Genomic DNA, 20,775 nt, shown 5'->3' with positions numbered 1-20,775 from the left:
TCAACTCAGACCGGATGCAGAATTGCGCTCGGGCTATAAAACCCCCATATAAGAAGTCCGGCAGTTCGGGAGAGTTTTCATGGATTTACCCTTTGACGGTGGCATCAGCCGCTATTTCAAAGAGGCCGCACCAAAAGAAGTGCGCGCAGCGATCAAAGCAGGCGGTAAGTCCGATATCCTGAACCCCGATTTCCCCTATGATAAACGCTGGGATAAAGATGATTACGAAGCGGCGCTTGCGGCGCTGCAAATCCAGCTGGTGCGCCTGCAATCCTGGGTCAAAGATAGCGGGCAACGGATCGCGATCGTCTTTGAAGGGCGCGATGCTGCGGGCAAAGGCGGCACAATCAAGCGGATCCGCGAAAACCTCAATCCGCGCAATACCAAGGTGGTCGCGCTCTCAAAGCCGACAGAAACCGAAGCGGCGCAATGGTATTTCCAACGCTACATCGCCCATTTACCGGCCAAAGGGCAGATCACCATCTTTGACCGCAGCTGGTATAACCGGGGCGTTGTCGAACATGTTTTTGGCTTCTGCAGCGACAAGCAGCGCGCCGCATGGTTCCGCCAGACCCCCGAATTCGAAGACATGCTGGTGGATGAAGGGATCACCCTGATCAAAATCTGGCTCAATGTCGGGCGGGCAACCCAGCTCAAACGGTTTTTGGACCGGGAAAAAGACCCGCTCAAGCAATGGAAACTGTCCTGGATCGATGTTGAGGGGCTTGGCAAATGGGATGCTTACACGGGCGCAATTGATGAAACGCTCACGCGGACCCATACGGATACCGCGCCATGGACGCTCGTGCGGTCCGATGACAAGCGGCGGGCGCGAGTGCAGGTGATCCGCAGCATCCTTCATCAGCTCGATTATGACGGTAAAGACCTGAAGGCATTGGGCGAAATCGACCCGCAAATCGCCGGGGGGCCTGAACTCTGGCATGCCTAAACGCGGCTATCATCACGGCAATCTGCGCAAAGCACTGATCGATGGGTGCCTGTCGCTGATCGAAAAGCGGGGACCAACCGGGTTCACCCTGTCAGAGGCCGCACGTGAGGCCGGTGTAACCCCCGCCGCCGTCTACCGGCATTTCGAAGGGCGCGAAGATCTGATCGCCGCCGCGGCCCAGCAAGGCTATGAGATGTTTGGCGATTTGATGGAACATGCTTACGGGAATGGGCAACCATCCGCGCTGGCGGCTTTCGAAGCGACGGGGCGGGCCTATCTGGCATTTGCTCGTAAATATCCCGGTTATTACATCGCCATGTTCGAATCTGGCATATCGATCAACCGCAGCCCTGAACTGCACAGCGCAGCAACCCGCGCGATGGGGGTGCTTGAAAAAGCGGCTGCCGAACTCAGCCAACACATCCCCGCCGAAAAAAGGCCACCCGCACAAATGTTCAGCGCGCATATATGGGCGCTGAGCCACGGGGTCGTGGAACTTTTCGCACGCTCTAACCCCGGCACGCAAAGCCCCTACCCGCCCGAAGATCTGCTGGAGTCCGGCATTGGTATCTATCTGCGCGGGCTTGGGCTGATCGACCCAGACCAGTAAGAAGACCGCCCGTGGACAGCAGATTTGCCGTATTCTTTTTCATCATGGGCGGGCTCGATACCTACCTGAACGACTGCCCGACCGATTGCATCCAAACCGCCCCTGCCGAAGAACGGATCGCGATCCAATTCGGGGATACCTATTTCCAAGAGGAAATCATCGGTGATGAGATTTATGGCATCTATGATTTTCCCAAATATTACGGGGCCTTCCAGCCGACGGTCGGGGCCAGCCTGAGCGACCAAGATGATTTTTGGTTGGGTGCCGGGGGCAAATGGACGACGCGGCGGATCGCGGACAGCCCCGTTTATGTGGAATTGTCGCTGATGCCGGGGGTCTATTTTCAGGGCGACGGGCCGGATGTCGGATTCCCCCTGCAATTTCGTGGAACACTGGGGGCCGGGATCGATTTTCCCAACGGCTCCAGCCTTAGCGTGTTGTTCGATCACCGCTCAAATGCAAATGCGTCCGAATGGAACCCCGGGATTGAAACGGTCGGCATTCGGTTTTCACAAACACTCGACTAGGGCCCTAACCCTGGCAATGCGCGCGAAAAATGTGAAACTTTTGTAAAGCTCACTTTAAAGTGATCCCCCGTATACCTATGTATACACCAGAAGGAGGACAAATGATCGCTATATTTCTAACGCCCGAAGCCTACCCATTTTCCATTGCCCTATGCGTTGTGCTGGGCCTTTTCATTCTAGAAATTATCTCTTTGATCCTAGGGGGCAGCCTACTGGCCATCGGATCAGACGCGCCGGATGTTGATCTGGATCTGGATGCGGATTTTGACATCGATATGGATGTCGATGTCGACATAGACACGGATCTTGATCTCGATGCGGATGCGGATACCGGCTTGGACGGGGCATCTGGCGCCGGGGGCTGGATTGGCTGGCTTGGGATCGGGGAAGTCCCCTTTCTAATCTGGCTGGTGTCATTCCTCACACTTTTCGGGCTGTCTGGGCTGGTGTTGCTCAGTACTGGCGCGGGCGTTTTCGGGGTCACCCTACCTGTTGCGATCACGTTGCCCATTGCGGCGGTGGTTGGCGTCTATTGCGCCCGGTTCATCGCGCGCATGGTGGCTGCAATCATGCCCAAAACAGAATCCTCTGCGATGAAGACGCGCTTTCTGGGCGGCCATCACGGGGTGATCAGCCAAGGCACGGCCAAACGCGGCAAACCGGCTGAGGCCAAGATCAAAGATCGGCATGGGAATATCCATTACCTACGGGTCGAACCTTTGGATGATGATGCAGAAATTCCGCAAGGGCGGGATGTGCATGTCATCCGCAAACGAAACGGCGTGTTCTTCGTCGTCGACATCACGGCTTAAACCGAACAAAACAAATATTTCTTATCAAGGAGACGTACATGGACTTTCAATCCATACTCATTGTTGCGGCCAGTATCATCGGGCTGTTCATCTTCATCGGGCTGATCATGGCCCGGCTTTACCGACGTTCAACGCGCGAAGTAAGCCTTGTGAAAACCGGCTCGGGCGGGCGCAAAGTCATCATGGATGGAGGCACAATCGCCATCCCGTTCCTGCATGAAATTTCCTATGTAAACATGAAAACACTGCGGCTCGAAGTGCACCGCAAAGACGATGCCTCACTGATCACGCGCGACCGGATGCGGGTTGATGTGGGCGTAGAGTTCTACGTCTCGGTAAACGCAACCGAAGACGGGATCAGCCGGGCTGCGCAGACCTTGGGCGACCGGACGTTCAATGTCGATCAACTGCGCGAAATGATCGAAGGTAAGCTGGTGGACGGGCTGCGCTCGGTCGCGGCACGGATGTCGATGGATGAGCTGCATGAAAACCGCTCTGAATTCGTACAAGAGGTGCAGAATGCGATCTCAGAGGACCTGCTGAAAAACGGTCTGGAACTGGAATCGGTCTCGCTCACAGCGCTGGACCAGACCTCGTTTGAGGCATTGGATGAAAACAACGCCTTTAACGCTGTCGGGATGCGCAAGCTGGCCGAGGTGATCGCGACCTCCAAAAAGGAACGCGCGACCATTACAGCCGAAGCTGACGTCGCTGTCCGTCAGGCCGAAATGGAAGCCGAACGCCAGAAATACGAGATCGAGCGCGCGCAACAAGAAGCCCAGATTGCACAGATCCGGCAGATCGAAATCCTGCAGGCCGAACAAGAAGCCGAAATCGCCCGGAACAGGGAAATCTCTGATCAGGCCAAGGAAAAGGCACGGATTGAGAAAGAACGCGAAATTCGCGCCGCCGAGATTGAGCGCGAGCGCGTGATCCGCGAGGCCGAAATCGCCAATGAGCGTGAATTAGAAGTGGCTGATCAAGACCGCCAGATCATCGTGGCGCAAAAATCCGAAGAAGAAAGCCGGGCCCGGGCCTCTGCTGACAGCGCCCGCGCCGAAGCCAAAAAGGCGCAAGAGGCGATCGAAACCGCCCGTGCCGTGGCCGAAGCGGACCGTGCCAAGCAGATTGCGCTGATCGAAGCCACCAAAGAGGCCGAGCGTCAGGCGACCGCCGTGCGCCTGTCAGCTGAGGCCGAGAAAGACGCCGCAGCCGACCGGGCCGCCGCCCTGACGGAAGAGGCGCAAGCCGATGCCAACGCTCTGACGATCCGGGCCGAGGCGAAAAAGGCCGACATGCTGGCCGAAGCCGAAGGGCGGCACGCGATTGCGGGGGCGGAAAATGCGCTCAGCGCCGAGATCATCAAGATGAAGCTCGACATCGCCCGGCTCGAAGCCCTGCCCGGGATTGTGGCCGAGATGGTCAAACCAGCCGAGAAGATCGACAGCATCAAGATCCACCAGGTTGGCGGCCTGAATGGTGCGGGCGCTGGCGCCAACGGGGGCGGTCAACCGGTTAACCAGGCGCTGGACAGTATCATGGGGATGGCACTGCAAATGCCCGCGATGAAAAAGCTGGGCGAGGAACTGGGGCTCAGCCTTGAAAACGGTCTGGCCGACGTGACAGGTGATGCTTTCCCAACGCCAGAAGCGCCCGAAGACAGCGCAGCGGATGGCGAAGTGATCACGCCAGCAAAACCCAAAGGCAGCAAGTCAGCCAAATAAGAAGACATCCCAAAACGGCCGCCCAGCTCTGCCGGGCGGCCGTTTCGTTTGTTAGAGCTAACAAGAATTGCAAAAGAGCGACGACAGTCACTTTACCATGTGAAAAATGCGCAATTGAACTGAAAGAGCATATTTCCTGAACTTTCTGCTTCACCGGGATTAGAATCTCGCCTTGGTCGCACAAAGATGTCAGCGCTAAGCCTAAAGGGCATGCTCAGGTTCAATCTGCTAGATGATGATAGGAAAAGTCGTGTCAGAAACAGAACTTATTCCGACCAAAGGCAAACCCGGCTGGTGCGCTGGCGTTGTCCGTGTAGATGGAAAACTGATGTACAGCTTCCCAGTCGCATCAGGTCACATCGACCGTTCGTTCAGCTTCGAAATAACCAACGACCACCTGCAAATCTTGCAAGAAGATGAAGAACGTTTCTATTTCTTGTTTGCAGTGATGCACGAAACGCATCAATTACCACCATATCCAACAGAAAAGATGCGTGAAGAGATTTTCGATACGATTTTATTCGCGAACAAGGCCACTGTCTCAAAATTTTTGACGCACCAAGATGCACGGCATCTTGCCCATGGAGGCGTATCAAACATCGTTAGGCTTACTTTGGGTTGGGAAGGCAACTTACCGCAACCGGATAACTGGTTCAAAAGTTGAGCGGTACATGTTCGATAGGGTCTTCCAAGCAAACTCTCTTCGTGCTCGAAGATGCGCGCGTCGTTCGAACAGGTTGAACGACTGAAATTAGCCGCGCGTATCTGTTTTACACGAGCCTTGCGACGTCGAAGAAAATCGCAAACATACCTATTCAATCCCCCTTATAAGGGCTATCCGCCGGTGCGCCGCTGTGATCTGTCCAGCGCCGATTTTGCGTCTCTCTGTCAAAATGCAAGACGCGGTCATGGTCTGGGTAAGTCACGACATCAACGGGCGCGCGCGTGCCAATCACCAGATAACGGACCTCTGCGCCGCTGTTATTCGTCAGGCAATGGCCCACTGGGTCGCCCGCCTTAAAGGTCGCCGCCTCGCCAGGGCGCATGATGATCGTGTCGGGGCCCAGATGAAGGGTGACTTCGCCCTGAAGGATATAGACCATTTCATCTTCGGTCTGATGCCAATGCTTGATGGAAGAGGAGGACCCGGGCGGCAAGATTTCCTCAAAAGCACCAAACTGTGTCAAGCCGCCGCTGTCGCTGAACAGCAGCGCATGATAAGGCCCGCAGGGATCACCCGCGCCATCGCTACTGTCGGTCTTAACCGTTTTGGGGCTGAAAACAGGCATAGAACGCTCCTGACGCAATTATCCTAGGACCAAAGCGTCGCACTGGGAATAGCGTGTTTCAAACCTTTTCCGTATCGCACGTCCTAAACAAGACTGCGTCGTCATCACGTTTCCACAAGCGGACTTCCATGTATTAAATATCGAGGTCTGCAGAGCGGGACTTTGTAGACCTTTCAGACATTAGAACCAACGACCTCTTTGCGTTGGTGATCCATTGATATCGAAGTTGCGTCACAAAGGCAGTTTGGACACTCCCCCCAACTGGTGAGGCATGGCAGTCTGGCTGTAAAGTTCGCTCGTTCAACCAAATACATCTGATACAATAGCCCTCGCAAAACGAGCATCCAGTGGCTTTCGGTTTAGCAATCGGTACCAGAATGCCCCGTGTATAAAGCCCGAAACCAGCTCTGCATCGCGCTCCGGTGAAAACTCTCCGCGCGTTTGCGCAAGCCTCAGCAAATCTGAGATCATCTTGTCTCGGGGCAAAACAAACTTAGCGTAAAACGAACTGTGAAACGCCGTATCGTGTTGGGCAGCCGCGATAAGTGCGCGCATCATGTCACCATTGGCGGTCACGTATTGAAAAATGTTCAACAGAAATTCTTCAAGTAGAACACGGATGTCCCGCCCATCTTCCAACGAAGGAGCCGCCGCATAGTTTTCGGCGTCGTCAAACAAAGCATCAAGGATAAGGTCGGCTTTGGTATCCCATCGGTTGTAAAGCGTTTGGCGCGCAACCCCAGCTTCCTTTGCGATGACCGCGATCGATACCTTATTGTATCCATGTGCCCGCACGAGACGCAGTGCGGCCTCCTTCAGAGCTGCACCCGCTTGGATGCTCACCGGACGTCCGCTCGTACTTTGCGTATTCATGCACAGTTCCTGTTCATTTGCACAGTCCCCCCTGCCTTTACTTTTTGGACAGCAGTCTATTATTCACAAAGTAGACCGAAGTCCACTAATAGATCTGGAGCCAATATGATTATACTCTCAGCCCCCAAAATCAACCGAACCATGGCCATAACGGTGACGCTGGGCCTCTTGTCTTTGTTCCCGCCATTGGCGACCGATATGTACCTTGCCGCGCTCGGCGATCTGGCGACCTCAATGGGGTCGAGTCATGCTGGGGCAGAATTCTCTTTGTCGATCTTCTTTCTTGGGCTCTGTGTGGGGCAGCTTATGCTTGGCCCGCTCGCGGACACTTACGGTCGTAGAGGGCCGCTTTTGATTGGGACCGCGTTGTTCGCGGCGACGTCGGTGGCCCTTCCGCTGGTCCACGATATCACGTGGTTCAATGTATTGCGTTTCGTGCAGGCGATCGGTGCCAGCGCAGGTATGGTCGTTGGACGCGCCATCGTGCGAGATTTGTATGAGGGGCGCCGTGCGGCTCAAGTGATGACGGTGCTTGTCATGCTGATGACGGTTGGGCCGATCGTTTCGCCAACTTTGGGCAGTCTCCTGCTTGAAACACTCGGCTGGCAATCAATCTTTTTTGTGATGGCCCTTATCAGCACTGTGGCCTTCGCAATGGCTTTCGTTATCTTGCCTGAAACGCTCAAGGCGTCAGCGCGGAAAACCCGGCCCTTCATCGATGGAGGGCGGACAGCTTTCACGCTGCTCTCGAAGCCAAAATTTGTCGTTATGGCGTTGGTATCGGGCCTTATTCAAGGCGGGATGTTTGCGTTCATCACTGGGTCATCAGGGGTATTTCAAGGGAAATTCGGGCTAAGTTCGCTTGAATTTGGGATCATGTTTGCTGTGATTGCTACCGCATTGATCATTTTTGGCAAGATCAACGGCATTTTGCTCAACCACTTTAATCCTGCACAGGTGATCAGCGTCGGCCTGCCGATCTTTGTCGCTTCGACGGCGGTTCTCGCGTTCGTATCAGGCTCATACACCTTATGGGTCTTTGCTTTTCCTCTATGGGTATCGATTGGCGTGGTTGGGCTGCTTTCAGCAAACGCAATGTCGATGACGATGGAGCTGTCCGGTGAAGGCGCCGGGATGGGATCCGCCCTGCTGGGTGCAACCCAGTTTGCCATCGCATTTTTGGTGTCATTCTGCGTGGCTTTAGGCGGAACTCAGACAGCTCTTCCAATGGCGCTTGGGCTCTTGGTGCCGGCCTGCTTTGCGACGATCCTGTTTTACGCATTTGTTGGCCGGCCACACACAAGTTCGGTTGCGATGCCGTAATAATAAAGTCGCCTACCCTGCGCCTAGCTTTGTCGCGCACTCATGTCTCAAAACTGAAACCTCAGGCCAAAGTCCAGCGATTGTGTTGCCCGTATTCTGAAACCGGACTTTGGCTGCGATGCAGAAACGCGGTAAAACGGGCTCAATGTCGTCTTTCGCTGCATTTTGCGACAATGGCAGCTTTCAGGCAATCGGCGCTAATCTGATCGCTCTTTTTTGGTCCGACTTTCGCCTCGACAGGTTGGAACCGGGCAGCCCATCGTTGACGGTTCTCCAAATATCTGCCGCAACATTCGACGCGACCGACCGGCCGGGTTCTGTTCGGGAATGGTTGGCAGCCAGCCGATCAGGCAAATTGTGCCGCAAGTCCGCACCGGTGTTCAATCGCAGCACCCAGACAATCCCTTGCCCGTGTATGTACGCCATCTGTACAGGATCTGTACGCGCGCCATATAGGCGAAACGGTCTATTTCAGCAGAACCAAAGACCGTTCGTCCCAGATCACTTTCGCCGCCTCGCCCACATCCAGAACGGGCTGCCCGATGATATTCTTCATGGCGATATTCAGCGGCGCCGCGACACCCGGAATGCGAATATCATAATAGGTCATATCGCCATAATAGACGACTTCATCAACGACGCCGTCAATCACCCTGCGATCCGTGCTTTCGCCTTCAAAGAGGATACCCAACGTCTCGGGCCTGATCCCGACAACGGCAGGATGCGCGCCGATGTTTTCGGGCGATTGTTCTGCATCAATCTGCAAACGGCCAAGCCCTTGAACGTCCAGATCAATGACGGGACCGGATGACAGAACCTGGGCATCCAGAAAATTCATTTTTCCAATAAAATCAGCAACTTCACGGTTTCGCGGCCGTCTGTATAGCGTTTCCGCATCCGCCAATTGCCCGATCCGCCCTTCAAACATCACCGCGATCCTGTCGGACATCACCAGCGCCTCTTCCTGATCATGTGTGACCAGAATAAAGGTGATCCCGACATGGCGCTGTAGGCGCATCAGCTCAACCTGCATCTGCTCGCGCATCTTTTTGTCCAGCGCTGAAAGCGGCTCATCCAGTAACAAGACTTTTGGCTTAAGAATCAACGCCCTGGCCAGCGCTACACGTTGCCGCTGTCCACCTGACAACGCATGTGCCGCCCTGCCCTCATACCCGGCCAGCCCGACCATCTTCAAAGCATCCGGCACCGCGGTTTTCCGGTCGATATCAGGACGTTTGCGCAGACCAAAGGCGACATTCTCACCCACGCTGAGATGCGGAAAAATGGCATAGGATTGAAACACCATATTTGTCGGACGCAGATTGGCCGGCACCCCGGCCATGTCCTTACCGCCGATCGCGACGGTGCCGCCAGATACCGCCTCAAACCCCGCAATCGTGCGTAGCAAAGTCGTCTTGCCGCAGCCCGACGGGCCGAGCAGAGAAAAGAACTCGCCCTCATCAATGGTCAGATCGATATCGCGCAACGCGTGGTAGTCGCCATAGTATTTATTGACGCCATTCAGCGTGATCAAAGCGCTCACAAAAAGCCCCCTTTGTCTTTGACGCCGGCGCGGGCGAGCCCCCTGCAGCGCAGAATTTCTGCGCATGTCAGCAAGATGATCGACAATGCAACAAGAAGCGTGCCAAGCGCCATCACCACCGGCAAAGAGGCTGGAAAACGCAGCAGGCCCCAGATGTAAACCGGCATGGTTGGGCTGACCCCTGATAGAAAGAATGCGATGATGAATTCGTCCAGACTGATCGTGAATGCGATCAGCATTGATGAGATAATCCCCGGCATCACCAAAGGCAGCGTGACGGTGCGAAACGCGCCGAACCGGCTTTCGCCCAGGTCCATCGCCGCCTCTTCCATTGACGGGTCGAGATTTTGAAACGCACCATTCAAAATCGCAATGCAAAACGGCGTACAGATCAACACATGCGCCGCGATAATCGTCCAATTCGACAGGCCTAAATCAAAGATCTGCACAACCACAACCAGCAAGGACACGGCCACGATAATCTCGGGCAAAACCAAGGGGAGCATGATGAACCCCATGATCCCCGCCTTCATTGGGAAATGGGCCATCGCGCCCGCCCGGGCGGCGCAGATGCCCAGCAACGTTGAAAACAACGCTGTCATGACCGCAATAAAGACCGAGTTCTTGACCGCCGCATGCAGCGATGTGTTGGTCCATAATTCAGCAAACCAGTCCGTTGTAAAACCGGTCAATGGAAAGGCGATGATCGTTGCATCGTTGAATGCAAAGACAGGCAGCAAGGCGATCGGCGCGTAAAGAAACACCAGATAGATAATGGCATAGATGCGCAGGCTCATGATCGCCCCTTAAGCCAGCGCCGGTTCATCAGGATGAATGCAAGCGCAATCGCAGTGACACAAAGCATCGCAACAATCGCTAAAGCCGCACCAAGAGGCGCGTTATTGAGCGCCAGAAACTGCGTCTGGATCATATTGGCGATCAGCTTTCCCCCTGCCCCGCCCATCAGCTCGGGCGTGACGTAATCCCCGATTGTCGGGATAAAGACAATCAGAACGGCCGCAACGACACCTGGCATAGCCAGGGGCAATGTCACCCGGAAAAACGTCGTGAACCTGCTTTCGCCAAGATCTTGCGCCGCCTCAAGCAACGACCGATCGATCTTTTCCAGCGCCACGAAGATCGGCAGGATGGCAAAGGGTGCAAAGGCGTGGGCCAAGGTGATGATCACCGCATTGACGTTATAAAGGATGAAGGTCAGCGGCGCGTCGATCAGCCCGGCATTGATAAGCCCGGTGTTAATGACGCCATTATAGCCTAGGATCACTTTCCACAAAAACACCCGGATCAGGTAAGAGGTCCAGAACGGGATCGTGATCAGGAAGAGCCAAAGTGATTTTCGATCCGGTCGCACGTGAAACGACACAAAATAAGCGACGGGAAATGCCAGCAAAACGGTCACTGCTGTGACACAGGCCGAAACATAAAGCGACCTTTGAAGCAGGGCAAAATAGATCGGCTTTTCGGCAATCTCGCGGTAGTTATTCAGCGTCAAAGTCGTGTCGAGCGCCATAAAATCCTGTGTCCAGAAGCTGAACAGGACGACCGCCGCCATGGGGAAGGCGAGCATCACAAGCGCGTAAAGAAATGGCGGGCTAATCATTGCTAGCCCGCGCCCTGCTTCACTACTTGTCAAACTACGCCACATTCAACAATCGTTGCGATCTCTGGATAAAAAATCAACCAGTAACAGAGTGTTATACTGGTTTCTTTGCGGTGCCGGACCATTCATCGCCATAAAACTGATCAAATATCAGCGCGTCGCGTTGGCGGACCCGATCAGCCAAAGGACTGTCCTCGAGTGTCTTGGCCGTCACGGCGCTACGTTGCGACGCGTTGATGCGATCACGTTTCAAAAAAGCTTGGACTACACAATCCCATGTCACTGACATGCTGATCCCAAGGTAATCCCCCCATTTTTAGAGGGGCGCATCAGTAGAATCTAAGCTGCTTTCAGTTTCTGCATCGGGGTCATTCCTCCGATCCCCAGATAGCGATAGTTGATCTCGCGCCCTGCATAATATTGGTTCAGATTGAACCAGCCGGCAATGCGATCGATATCAATCGGCGCAGCGTTTTTGCGCAGGATCACCTGTCCGCTGGATTGGGTGGGCTTGATGCAGCACTCATCAGGAAAGGCAAAGTCATGCAACGCGGCAGCATCCCGAATTACCGCAATGGTCGGTACATTGTAGTGGTCCCCCACAATCGCCCGGACGTAATCCTTGACGTGTTCTTTGTCCGAGACAAAGACACGCAACGGATCAAGGATCGCATCGGATGTCTTTAGCCGGTAAAGCACATCGTTCCAGAGCATCTTATGCTTGGACGGTAAACGCCTGTGCCGCGCAACAAATTTTTTCCATGCAATAAAGCGGTCGCCCAAACGATTATACGGAATGGCATTAATTTTCAGATCTCTGATATTCGCCATTCAAAAAATCGGTCTTGGGCCGTCGCTTCGGATGCAATGCTGTGTTTGACGCCCAAAAGCAAGTTATTCGACACCCAAACGTCCCTAAGAATGCCAAAGGGCGGCCCAATCGGACCGCCCTTTTCGAAAATTTTTTCCTCAAAGCGATTAACGCTTGGAGAACTGGAAGCTCTTACGGGCTTTCGCCTTACCGTATTTCTTCCGCTCAACCACACGGCTGTCGCGGGTCAGGAAGCCAGCGGCCTTCAACGCACCGCGCAAGGACGGATCGTAAAGCTGCAGCGCCTTGGAAATCCCGTGCTTGACCGCACCAGCCTGACCAGACAGACCGCCACCCTTAACAGTTGCCATCACGTCGAACTGGCCAGTAACGCCAGCAACAGTGAAAGGCTGCGCCAGGATCATCTGCAGAACAGGGCGGGCGAAATAGGTGTTCATCTCTTTGCCGTTCACAGTGACCTTACCGGAACCTGGCTTGATCCAGACACGGGCAACCGCGTCCTTCCGCTTACCAGTTGCATAAGAGCGGCCCAGTTCGTCACGAACAGGCTCACGCAGGGTCACAGTTTCAACCACAGCTTCGGGCGCTTCGACGCCTTCGGCAACTTGGCCCAGCTCTTCGAGCGAGTTTACTTGATCGGCCATTATGCAGTCCTCGTGTTCTTTTTGTTCATGGACTTAACGTCCAGAACGTCGGGCTTCTGGGCTTCCATACCGTGCTCGGCACCGGCGAAGACGCGCAGGTTGGTCATCTGCTTGCGGGACAGTTTACCGCCGGGCAGCATGCGCTGAACCGCTTTCATCACGACGCGCTCAGGGTGGGCACCTTCCAGGATCTCGGCTTTGGTCTTGGACTTGATGCCGCCAGGATGGCCAGTGTGCCAATAGTATTTTTCATCACGCTTCTTGCCGGTCAGCTGCACTTTGTCAGCATTTATGACAATCACGTTGTCGCCCATATCCATATGGGGCGTGAAAGACGGCTTGTGCTTGCCGCGCAAGCGCATAGCGACGATCGAGGCAAGACGGCCCAGAACAACGCCCTCGGCGTCGATCAGGATCCATTTCTTGTCGATATCCGCCGGGGTTGCGGTAAAGGTTTTCATATCTCACCAATATCGTTGGGGTGGCACGGGGCCACTGTCATTCGGATTTGGGCGTTATAGTGGGGTGCGCGATGCAGTCAAGCGCCATATGATTGAATTATTCAATTGAAAACAATGGGTTGCAAATTAGGTATTATTATACCCCAATCAAACAACGATCCGCTCTGGCGGTTTGTCCAATAATTCGCGTAAGACCTGCAATGCCTCACAAAATCGCTGATGCGACACCAACCCATTCACGGCCACCCGCACCGAATGGACGCTGCGGCTGTCGCGCAGGGCAAAATCCTCGGCGGATTTGACCAGCACCCCTGCGGTCTCTGCCGCCTGGCAGAACTCCCCTGCCCGCCAGCCTTCCGGCAGGTCGAGCCAGAAGAACGGCACATCCTCGGCCCAGTTCATTCGGTAGCGCCCCAGCATATTCACTGCAGCACGGATATCTTGCCGAATTCGGGCCTTCACCCCATCGATGACCTGATCAAAGCCGGGCTGCGCGACCACATGCGCGTAGACATCGGTTACCAGGCGGCTAATCCCGAACGATCCAAAAGCTGCCGTGCGCTGCAATGTCCCGCTCCAACCATGGGGGGCGATCACAAAACCGATCCGCAAAGACGCTGTGATCGATTTAGAGGGTGAGGTCACATACCAACCCAGCTCGGGCAATAGCTGCCGGTAGCTGGGGCCGATGTAGCGCGTCTGCATCAGCCGGTAGCAATCATCATCCAGGATATGCACGCCATAGCGTTCGGCCACCCGCACGATTTCCAGCCGTCGGGCCGGCGATGTCGCCAGAACCGTTGGGTTGCACACCTCGGCAGAGGTGCAGAAAACCTGAATACCCTTTTCCTTGATTGCCAGTTCAAACGCATCCGGACGCGGCCCCTGATCATCCCATGGAATGCCCACCAAGGTCGCCCGGTTGAGCATCGCCGCCGAACGGAAGCCGCCATAGCTAAGCTCATCCACGGCGATGATTGGGCTGGGTCCGCGCAGGATGCTTTGCAGCACCATGATGATCCCGCTTTGCCCGCCATGGGCCGCAACAATATCATCGACCGTGAAACTGCCCACCTGATCGGCGCTCAGCGTTTTGGCAAATGCCAGCCGTGCAGGCAGATCGGTATCGCGGCTCGGGTAGCGCAATAACTGATCCGGTGCGGTCTGGGCGGCCACATGGCGCATCGCCTCGCGGATCATTTCCGACTGTCCGAGATCAGGCATTTTCGGGCTGAGTAGATGTGCCCGCGCATGCATATCATAGACCGGGTCGTGCAGGATCGGCGTGCCGGGCACAACCGCCTGCGGCGCGCGTTGGCTGCCGGACACAAACGTGCCCTTGCCAACCCCTGCAGTCAAACGCCCCTCATCAATCAGCAGTTTATAGGCGCGCGCCACGGTTCCTGGGGTCATCGCGACCTCAAACGCCAGATCGCGTACAGCTGGCAGCCGGTGCCCAGGCTGCAATTGTCCTGATACAATTCCTTCACGGATGGCACGGGCCAGTGCTTTGTACTTAGAGCGCCCTGCGCGGCGCAGCTCTTCCTCCCATTTTGTACCCGATACAATCATTTATTGGACCCTTCGCACGCCAATTTGTATCAATACGGCATAGCATAATGCTATTTTGTGTCAATACAATTGAAGGAGTTGTCCCATGTCACACGCGCTCCACACCGCGCAAATCAATATTCTGAACGCCCAGGTGCATATGCCTGCATTGGCCCGCCTCGCGGTCACGTTCGCGGTGGCCGTGGTTAAATGGGACACGCGCCGAAAAACCCGCCGCACATTGAAGACATTGGAGCCCGATCAGCTTCGCGATATCGGTTTGGATCGCAGCTCTGCCCAGGCAGAAGCGTCCAAACCGTTCTGGCAGGACTAACCCCTCCTGCTATCTTCCTGACTGGGCCGGATATTCTCCGGCCCCTTTTTCATTTAGGCGGAATGGAATAGGTCAAAGAGGCACGCGCTACCGGTGCGTCTTGCCCGACACTATAAAGCAACGCATCCCCCACCGCCAAAACGCGGCCCAGCTTCAGCAGTTTTGTGTCGCAAATCATATCCGCCTCTGCAGCCGGTTTGCGCATGAAGTCAATCGCGCAATTGGTTGTCACCGCTAAAGCAACCGGCCCAAGCCGCGCCAGGATCGCCAGATACATGCCCACATCGGCCAGCGCGAACATCGCCGGGCCCGACACCGTCCCCCCAGGGCGCAAATGCCGTTCGCCCACATTCAAGCGCACCCGCACCCCCGCATCAGTCAGCGCCTCAATCGTGAAATCATCACCCAATTGTGGAAATTCGCGCGCCACGAAATTTTGCAGCGCCGGGATATCCATCTGTGGTTCCATTACCGCCCTCCCCGGCCTAACCTGACGTCAAACGGACCATGAGAGGCCGCAAATGACAATCCTTGAGCGGCACGACGCTGCGTCGATCGCGACACTGACCCTGAATGCACCGGACCGGCTGAACGCCTTATCAGATGCGATGCTGGCCGCTTTGCAAGGCACACTGGATCAGATTTCCAAAGATCACCGCGTGCGCGCCGTTATCCTGCGCGGTGCGGGCAAGGCCTTTTGTGCGGGGCATGATTTGAAAGAGATGCAGGCCGGACGACAGACCCCTGATGGTGGCGCGGCCTATTTTCAAGACCTGTTCGCGCGCTGTGCGGCAATGATGCAAACCATTCAATCCATGCCCCAACCTGTCATCGCGCAGGTGCACGGCATTGCGACGGCTGCGGGCTGCCAATTGGTGGCCACCTGCGATCTGGCTATCGCCTCGGATGAGGCCCGCTTTGGCGTCAACGGCGTGAATATTGGCCTTTTTTGCTCTACCCCGATGGTCGCGCTCACCCGCAATATCAGCCGCAAAGCCGCGTTTGAAATGCTGACAACAGGCCGGTTCATCAATGCGCGCGAGGCGCAGGAACTGGGTCTGATCAACCGGGCGGTTCATGCCGACGCGTTAGAGCGCGAAACGACAGAGCTGGCAGGTGCGATTGCATCAAAGCTGCCTGCCGCCGTGGAAATCGGCAAATCCGCATTTTACGCCCAAGCCCAGATGAACACGGCCGAGGCCTATGCTTATGCCGGGGATGTCATGGTGCAAAACATGCTAGAGACCCAGACCAATGAAGGGATCAACGCCTTTTTGGAAAAGCGTGATCCCGACTGGGACCAATAACCTAGAGCCCGTAGATATCCCCGAATTTCGCATCCAGATAATCCAACAGCGGCGCCTCGCTGGGCGCGTTGCCTGTGGCGTGCTGAATGGTATCCGCTGGGCTGCGTAACCCGCCAAATTGCTGCAAATGCGTCCGAAGCCAGCCCGTTGCCTGCGATGTGTCGCCCTGCGCCAGCTGATCATCCAGCTCTGGCACAGCTTGGCGCAATGCCTGATGCAGGCAGCCCGCATAAACATTGCCCAATGTATAGGTCGGGAAATAACCAAACAGACCTTCGGACCAATGCACATCCTGCAACACCCCGTTCGAAGGCTTATCGACCGCATAGCCGAAATCAGCCTTGAACCGGTCATTCCACGCAGCCTCAAGATCGTTGACCGCCAGATCACCGGCCATCAACGCACGCTCAAGATCAAAGCGCAGCAGGACATGCAGGTTATATTGCACCTCATCGGCCTCGGTGCGAATGAACCCATCGCTGACCCGGTTTACGGTTGCGTAAAACGCCCCCTCATCAGCGATGCCGAAATCACCAAACGCATCGCGCATCTGCCCATAAAGCCAGCTCGTAAAGGCCCGGCTACGGCCCAGCTGGTTTTCGTAGATACGGCTTTGGCTTTCGTGTACGCCCATCGAGACGCCCCGGCCCAATGGGGTCAGAAGATGCGCCTGATCAATGCCTTGCTCATAGGCCGCATGGCCGACCTCATGCACGGTCGAATAAAAGCAGTTGAATGGATCCGTCAGCGAAGTGCGGGTTGTGATCCGCACATCCAGCCCCGAACCCGATGAGAACGGATGCACCGCCTTATCAATCCGCCCATTTGCAACGCTGTAACCAAATGCCAGCGCAAGCTTTTCGGACAAGGCAAGTTGCGCTGCCTCATCAAATTCGCCCGACAGGGTCTGCGGTGCGGGCTTATCCAGGATCGCAGAACGCAGCGCGACCAACCGGGGGCGCAATGCATCAAACATCGCCGCAAGGCTGGCCCCGGTCGCGCCCGGCTCATAATCATCAAGCAATGCATCATAGGGATCGGCGTTACCTGCAATGGCCGCAGCTTCTTCTTTGCGCAAATCCACAACCTTTTGCAAAATCGGCAAGAAGGCGGGTACGTCTTCATCGGCGCGGGCCTGTGCCCATGTCCGGTGCGCCAGTGATGTGGTCTTGGCCAGCTCAGCAGCAAGGCGCGCAGGCACCTTTGAGGCCCGATCAAGGCTGCGTTTGATATGTCGCAAATTGGCCCGGGCCACGTCATCGGCGGGCACGGCCGTCTCAAGCCAGTCGCCAACGCGCGGATCGATCCGGCGCGCGTGCAGGATATTGGCCATCGCGCCGTGTTCTTCAGCGCGCTGCGGGGTCGCGCCCTCCGGCATCATCGTTTCCTGATCCCAGCCAAGGCGGCCTGCGATTTGGCTTAGTGCCTCGGTCTCGCGTTGAAACGCCATCAGCTCTTGATATGCCGTCATTTAATTGCCTCGGATTGTTTGGGGGATAGGATATTGTGCAAGGAACCGGGCGTAGAGGACCAGCGCCCACAGGATCACGGCGCCCAATTGATGGGAGATTGCGATATGCCAGGGCGCCGAGTGAATGACGGTGACAATGCCAATGACCATCTGCAGAACCATCATTCCCATCATCAGATGATACGCGCGCCGCGTGTGCCCATTGGCCGATTTGCGGGCCCGCGCCCAGACGAAAAGACCAAACAGGAACAGGCCGTAGCCAACCATACGGTGCACAAATTGCACCAGCCCGTCATCTTCGAAGAAATTCCGCCAGATCGGAACCAGGTCGAAAGGCTGCGGCGGCAAAAAGCCCCCCGCCATCAGCGGCCAGTCCGGATATGCGCGCCCCGCATCAATGCCAGCGACCAGCGCGCCCAAGACAATTTGCAAGAACGTCACGCAAATCAGGGCTGTCGATAGCCTGGCCAAACCGGTATCACCGCTGCGCCGCGCCTGTAGAATATCGGCCTGCGAACGCCCGAGGCGGTAAATATACCAGGCAATGAACCCGAAGATCACAAAGGCCAAACCCAGATGGGCCGCCAGCCTGTAAGAGGCCACGTCCAGCATCCCCTCTTCCAACCCGGATGAAACCATCCACCAACCGATAAAGCCCTGCAATCCGCCCAAGGCACCGATGAAGATCAGCCGCCCCGTCCAGCCATTTGGGATCTTTTTGGTCGCGAGGAAAAAGAGGAACCCTGCGGCCCAGACCAGCCCGATAACGCGGCCAAGCTGCCGGTGCCCCCATTCCCACCAATAGATCACCTTAAATTCAGCAAGGCTCATGCCCGCGTTTTGCAACTGATATTCAGGGATTGCGCGGTATTTGTCGAATTCCTCGGCCCAAGCAGCATCGCTCATCGGAGGCATCGCGCCGGTCACTGGTTTCCATTCGGTAATCGACAAGCCGCTATCGGTGAGCCGGGTCAGACCGCCCACAACGATCATGACAACCACCAAGGCAAAAAGCGCCATCAGCCAAACGCGGATCGCACCGCGCGCGCCCTGCCCGCCCCGGTCAATCACGCCGGGGGCGGCTGTTTGTTTGGGCGTATCGCCAACCTCTTCAAAAATACTGCGTTTTGTGGGCATGGAAGACCTTTTTGCCTGCTTTGCCGGAACTTATGCGCGCTGGCCCAAGGTCGCAAGCGGCAGGGTGACGCGGATGACGCTAGTCTCTTTCCTTCCAGCGCACCATTTGCCGCATGATCCCGTGCAGCATCTGCGTGTCTGCCCGGGTCAGCGGCATGCGCGACCACAGATTGCGCAGATTCTGCTTCATATTGGCCGCTTTGTGTTCTGGAAAAAAGAACCCGGCCGTCTCGAGCCGCTCTTCATAATGCTGGCTCAGCTTTTCGATCTCAATCTGCGCCGCCCAGTCGCCGGAGGCATCGACCCGCGTCTGCGCTTCCGGCAGCGCCTCGCGCTGCCACTCATATCCTGTCAAAAGCACGCATTGCGCCAGATTAAGCGATGGAAACGCAGGATTGACCGGGACCGAGATGATCGCATTCGCCCGGGCAATATCGTCGTTTTCCATGCCAGAGCGTTCAGGCCCGAACATCACCGCGACCCGCGATCCCGCTGCAATCCGTGCCCGCGCATCCTGCATAGCGGCCTCTGGGGACAGAACCGGCTTGGTCAGCCCGCGCGGACGCGCAGTGGTCGCATAAACATAATCGCAATCTGCGATGGCCGCAGGCGTGTCTGGAAAGATCTGCGCCTCATCCAAAAGACGCCCGGCCCCGCTGGCCATGGCAACCGCCTTTTGATTGGGCCAGCCATCACGCGGATCGATAATCCGCATCCGATCCAATCCGAAGTTCCACATCCCACGCGCTGCCGCCCCGATGTTTTCACCCATCTGCGGCCGGATCAGAACAAAGGCAGGTTGGGGATCGGGATTCGGCATCTGGTTTCCTCTTGCAATCTGCGGCGTGATACGGCGCAGTGCGGTGCAAAGCAAGGCATGAGCCTGCACGGGCTTGGCCCCGCCAACATGTCCTTGCAATGCCCATTCAAAACGATGAGAAAGCGCCTTTCTCATCCAGGACACAGGCTGGATAAAATCGAACTGGAGCCGCATGTGAAATCACGCGATTTTCCTCAATATGATGGTGCATTGCGCTATCATGAACGTGACGGGGCAGGCAGACCGCTGGTGATGCTTCATGGGCTAGGCTGCGCGGCATCTTACGAATTTCCGAATGTCGTCCAAACGGCCCCACTGGCCGATCGGCATGTGCTGATGCTTGATCTGTATGGTTTTGGATATAGTGACCGGCCCAAGGCCTTTGGTTACAGCATCAGTGACCACGCCGCTGCTTTGGCCGCTTTTGTGCAGGCGCTGGATCTCGGGTCTTTTGACCTGTTCGGACACAGCATGGGCGGTGCCGTCGCGATTGAGGCCGCGCATCTTTTGGATGGACAAGTCGCCCATCTTATCCTGGCTGAATCCAATTTGGACCCAGGGATCGGCTTGGTGAGCAAGACCATCGCAGCCGGCACTGAAGAGGCCTATTGTGATCAGGGGCATGATCGCATCATCGTAATGGCCCTTGAGACCGGCAATACCGCATGGGCAGCAACGTTGCGCGCGAGTGATCCGCGTGCGGTCTATCGCGGCGCCCGATCATTGGTTCAAGGCGGACAGCAAAGCTGGCGGGAACTGCTGTATGCCCACGGCGGCAAAAAGAGCTTTTTTATTGGTCAGAATAATCTGCCCGACCCTAATCTGGACCTCTTGCCCGCGCATGGGGTGGAAACCTTCGTGATCCCACATGCTGGCCATGCGATGGGATTGGACAATCCTGCCGGGTTGGCCGAGGCGATTGCGCAGGTCGCACCATGGCGCTAGGC

The 20,775-nt window shown here is 56.1% G+C and carries 23 protein-coding genes and 2 pseudogenes; 10 read left to right on the top strand and 15 right to left on the bottom strand.

The annotated features are described in order from the left end of the window. Positions 1-79 precede the first annotated feature (79 nt). The 6 genes from ppk2 (at position 80) to AABB29_RS15230 (ending at position 5,286) form a co-directional block, all read left to right on the top strand. A complete protein-coding gene (gene ppk2 / locus AABB29_RS15255; RefSeq protein WP_373636608.1) occupies positions 80-949 on the top strand; it encodes a polyphosphate kinase 2 in 870 nt (289 codons plus the stop codon). Beyond that, positions 942-1,559: a TetR/AcrR family transcriptional regulator gene (locus AABB29_RS15250; RefSeq protein WP_373636607.1), complete on the top strand. Its 618-nt coding sequence runs from the start codon at positions 942-944 to the stop codon at positions 1,557-1,559. Before ppk2 ends, AABB29_RS15250 begins: the two co-directional genes overlap by 8 nt. A gap of 11 nt (positions 1,560-1,570) precedes the next feature. After that, positions 1,571-2,086: an acyloxyacyl hydrolase gene (locus AABB29_RS15245; protein ID WP_341366102.1), complete on the top strand. Its 516-nt coding sequence runs from the start codon at positions 1,571-1,573 to the stop codon at positions 2,084-2,086. Between the two features lie 101 nt (positions 2,087-2,187). Then, complete coding sequence (locus AABB29_RS15240; protein WP_341366103.1) at positions 2,188-2,898, top strand: YqiJ family protein; 711 nt, start codon at positions 2,188-2,190, stop codon at positions 2,896-2,898. 38 nt (positions 2,899-2,936) lie between these two features. Next, positions 2,937-4,622 carry a flotillin domain-containing protein gene (locus AABB29_RS15235; protein WP_341366104.1) on the top strand — a complete coding sequence of 562 codons (1,686 nt, stop codon included), beginning with the start codon at positions 2,937-2,939 and terminating at the stop codon, positions 4,620-4,622. A 250-nt stretch (positions 4,623-4,872) separates the two neighbouring features. After that, positions 4,873-5,286, top strand: a complete 414-nt coding sequence (locus AABB29_RS15230; RefSeq protein WP_341366105.1) for a DUF6357 family protein — start codon at positions 4,873-4,875, stop codon at positions 5,284-5,286. Positions 5,287-5,437: 151 nt separating this feature from the next. Here the strand turns inward: AABB29_RS15230 and AABB29_RS15225 are convergent, their stop codons facing one another. The 3 genes and pseudogenes from AABB29_RS15225 to AABB29_RS15215 all read right to left on the bottom strand — a co-directional run. Further along, the gene (locus tag AABB29_RS15225; protein WP_341366106.1) at positions 5,438-5,911 is read right to left on the bottom strand and encodes a cupin domain-containing protein; all 474 of its coding nucleotides are present in this window, start codon (positions 5,909-5,911) and stop codon (positions 5,438-5,440) included. A gap of 300 nt (positions 5,912-6,211) precedes the next feature. Then, positions 6,212-6,589, bottom strand: coding sequence for a TetR-like C-terminal domain-containing protein (locus tag AABB29_RS15220; protein ID WP_373636920.1), 378 nt, complete (start codon positions 6,587-6,589; stop codon positions 6,212-6,214). 66 nt (positions 6,590-6,655) lie between these two features. Beyond that, positions 6,656-6,784: pseudogene (locus AABB29_RS15215) on the bottom strand (TetR family transcriptional regulator); the annotation flags it as partial. 105 nt (positions 6,785-6,889) lie between these two features. On the opposite strand from AABB29_RS15215, the gene AABB29_RS15210 reads away from it, so the two are divergent. Next, positions 6,890-8,107, top strand: a complete 1,218-nt coding sequence (locus AABB29_RS15210) for a multidrug effflux MFS transporter (RefSeq protein ID WP_341366108.1) — start codon at positions 6,890-6,892, stop codon at positions 8,105-8,107. 466 nt (positions 8,108-8,573) lie between these two features. On the opposite strand, the gene AABB29_RS15205 is transcribed toward AABB29_RS15210, so the two are convergent. The 8 genes from AABB29_RS15205 to AABB29_RS15170 all read right to left on the bottom strand — a co-directional run bounded on the left by AABB29_RS15205 (position 8,574) and on the right by AABB29_RS15170 (position 14,780). Further along, positions 8,574-9,650, bottom strand: coding sequence for an ABC transporter ATP-binding protein (locus AABB29_RS15205; RefSeq protein WP_341366109.1), 1,077 nt, complete (start codon positions 9,648-9,650; stop codon positions 8,574-8,576). Further along, positions 9,647-10,447, bottom strand: coding sequence for an ABC transporter permease (locus AABB29_RS15200; protein WP_341366110.1), 801 nt, complete (start codon positions 10,445-10,447; stop codon positions 9,647-9,649). The genes AABB29_RS15205 and AABB29_RS15200 overlap by 4 nt, the downstream gene beginning before the upstream one ends. Further along, a complete protein-coding gene (locus tag AABB29_RS15195; protein ID WP_341366111.1) occupies positions 10,444-11,316 on the bottom strand; it encodes an ABC transporter permease in 873 nt (290 codons plus the stop codon). Before AABB29_RS15195 ends, AABB29_RS15200 begins: the two co-directional genes overlap by 4 nt. 49 nt (positions 11,317-11,365) lie before the next feature. Then, a complete protein-coding gene (locus AABB29_RS15190) occupies positions 11,366-11,524 on the bottom strand; it encodes a hypothetical protein (protein ID WP_341366112.1) in 159 nt (52 codons plus the stop codon). 86 nt (positions 11,525-11,610) lie between these two features. Beyond that, complete coding sequence (locus AABB29_RS15185) at positions 11,611-12,102, bottom strand: ATP-grasp fold amidoligase family protein (RefSeq protein WP_341366113.1); 492 nt, start codon at positions 12,100-12,102, stop codon at positions 11,611-11,613. Between the two features lie 147 nt (positions 12,103-12,249). Beyond that, positions 12,250-12,747, bottom strand: coding sequence for a 30S ribosomal protein S9 (rpsI, locus tag AABB29_RS15180; protein ID WP_341366114.1), 498 nt, complete (start codon positions 12,745-12,747; stop codon positions 12,250-12,252). After that, on the bottom strand, positions 12,747-13,208 hold the full coding sequence (gene rplM / locus AABB29_RS15175; RefSeq protein WP_341366115.1) for a 50S ribosomal protein L13: 462 nt from the start codon (positions 13,206-13,208) through the stop codon (positions 12,747-12,749). The genes rpsI and rplM overlap by 1 nt, the downstream gene beginning before the upstream one ends. 147 nt (positions 13,209-13,355) lie before the next feature. After that, entirely contained in the window at positions 13,356-14,780 is a 1,425-nt protein-coding gene (locus AABB29_RS15170; protein WP_341366116.1) for a PLP-dependent aminotransferase family protein, read from the bottom strand. A gap of 85 nt (positions 14,781-14,865) precedes the next feature. Between AABB29_RS15170 and AABB29_RS15165 the strand changes: the two genes are divergently transcribed. Further along, positions 14,866-15,093, top strand: a complete 228-nt coding sequence (locus AABB29_RS15165; RefSeq protein WP_341366117.1) for a DUF1127 domain-containing protein — start codon at positions 14,866-14,868, stop codon at positions 15,091-15,093. A gap of 49 nt (positions 15,094-15,142) precedes the next feature. Here AABB29_RS15165 and AABB29_RS15160 read toward each other — a convergent pair whose 3' ends face one another. After that, positions 15,143-15,562, bottom strand: coding sequence for a PaaI family thioesterase (locus AABB29_RS15160; protein ID WP_341366118.1), 420 nt, complete (start codon positions 15,560-15,562; stop codon positions 15,143-15,145). Between the two features lie 43 nt (positions 15,563-15,605). Between AABB29_RS15160 and AABB29_RS15155 the strand changes: the two are divergent. Further along, positions 15,606-16,400: pseudogene (locus AABB29_RS15155) on the top strand (enoyl-CoA hydratase); the annotation flags it as partial. Position 16,401: 1 nt separating this feature from the next. Here the strand turns inward: AABB29_RS15155 and AABB29_RS15150 are convergent. The 3 genes from AABB29_RS15150 to AABB29_RS15140 all read right to left on the bottom strand — a co-directional run bounded on the left by AABB29_RS15150 (position 16,402) and on the right by AABB29_RS15140 (position 19,828). Next, positions 16,402-17,871 carry a carboxypeptidase M32 gene (locus tag AABB29_RS15150; protein WP_341366119.1) on the bottom strand — a complete coding sequence of 490 codons (1,470 nt, stop codon included), beginning with the start codon at positions 17,869-17,871 and terminating at the stop codon, positions 16,402-16,404. Further along, on the bottom strand, positions 17,872-19,008 hold the full coding sequence (gene ctaA / locus AABB29_RS15145; RefSeq protein ID WP_341366120.1) for a heme A synthase: 1,137 nt from the start codon (positions 19,006-19,008) through the stop codon (positions 17,872-17,874). A gap of 79 nt (positions 19,009-19,087) precedes the next feature. Then, a complete protein-coding gene (locus tag AABB29_RS15140) occupies positions 19,088-19,828 on the bottom strand; it encodes an RNA methyltransferase (RefSeq protein ID WP_341366121.1) in 741 nt (246 codons plus the stop codon). Positions 19,829-20,002: 174 nt separating this feature from the next. On the opposite strand from AABB29_RS15140, the gene AABB29_RS15135 reads away from it, so the two are divergent. Next, positions 20,003-20,773, top strand: a complete 771-nt coding sequence (locus tag AABB29_RS15135) for an alpha/beta hydrolase (protein WP_341366122.1) — start codon at positions 20,003-20,005, stop codon at positions 20,771-20,773. Positions 20,774-20,775: the final 2 nt, after the last annotated feature.

Source organism: Yoonia sp. BS5-3 (assembly GCF_038069655.2).
Lineage (GTDB): Bacteria > Pseudomonadota > Alphaproteobacteria > Rhodobacterales > Rhodobacteraceae > Yoonia > Yoonia phaeophyticola.
Note: the sequence above shows the minus strand (reverse complement) of the source record. Positions and strands in the feature narration are given on the sequence as shown.

Coding starts and splice junctions, on each gene's coding strand:
- AABB29_RS15160 (WP_341366118.1), bottom strand. CDS start 15,562: ATGGAACCACAGATGGATATCCCGGCGCTGCAAAATTTCGTGGCGCGC.
- AABB29_RS15140 (WP_341366121.1), bottom strand. CDS start 19,828: ATGCCGAATCCCGATCCCCAACCTGCCTTTGTTCTGATCCGGCCGCAG.
- AABB29_RS15150 (WP_341366119.1), bottom strand. CDS start 17,871: ATGACGGCATATCAAGAGCTGATGGCGTTTCAACGCGAGACCGAGGCA.
- AABB29_RS15250 (WP_373636607.1), top strand. CDS start 942: ATGCCTAAACGCGGCTATCATCACGGCAATCTGCGCAAAGCACTGATC.
- AABB29_RS15170 (WP_341366116.1), bottom strand. CDS start 14,780: ATGATTGTATCGGGTACAAAATGGGAGGAAGAGCTGCGCCGCGCAGGG.
- rpsI (WP_341366114.1), bottom strand. CDS start 12,747: ATGGCCGATCAAGTAAACTCGCTCGAAGAGCTGGGCCAAGTTGCCGAA.
- rplM (WP_341366115.1), bottom strand. CDS start 13,208: ATGAAAACCTTTACCGCAACCCCGGCGGATATCGACAAGAAATGGATC.
- AABB29_RS15200 (WP_341366110.1), bottom strand. CDS start 10,447: ATGAGCCTGCGCATCTATGCCATTATCTATCTGGTGTTTCTTTACGCG.
- ctaA (WP_341366120.1), bottom strand. CDS start 19,008: ATGCCCACAAAACGCAGTATTTTTGAAGAGGTTGGCGATACGCCCAAA.
- AABB29_RS15210 (WP_341366108.1), top strand. CDS start 6,890: ATGATTATACTCTCAGCCCCCAAAATCAACCGAACCATGGCCATAACG.
- ppk2 (WP_373636608.1), top strand. CDS start 80: ATGGATTTACCCTTTGACGGTGGCATCAGCCGCTATTTCAAAGAGGCC.
- AABB29_RS15185 (WP_341366113.1), bottom strand. CDS start 12,102: ATGGCGAATATCAGAGATCTGAAAATTAATGCCATTCCGTATAATCGT.
- AABB29_RS15165 (WP_341366117.1), top strand. CDS start 14,866: ATGTCACACGCGCTCCACACCGCGCAAATCAATATTCTGAACGCCCAG.
- AABB29_RS15240 (WP_341366103.1), top strand. CDS start 2,188: ATGATCGCTATATTTCTAACGCCCGAAGCCTACCCATTTTCCATTGCC.
- AABB29_RS15195 (WP_341366111.1), bottom strand. CDS start 11,316: ATGTGGCGTAGTTTGACAAGTAGTGAAGCAGGGCGCGGGCTAGCAATG.
- AABB29_RS15235 (WP_341366104.1), top strand. CDS start 2,937: ATGGACTTTCAATCCATACTCATTGTTGCGGCCAGTATCATCGGGCTG.
- AABB29_RS15225 (WP_341366106.1), bottom strand. CDS start 5,911: ATGCCTGTTTTCAGCCCCAAAACGGTTAAGACCGACAGTAGCGATGGC.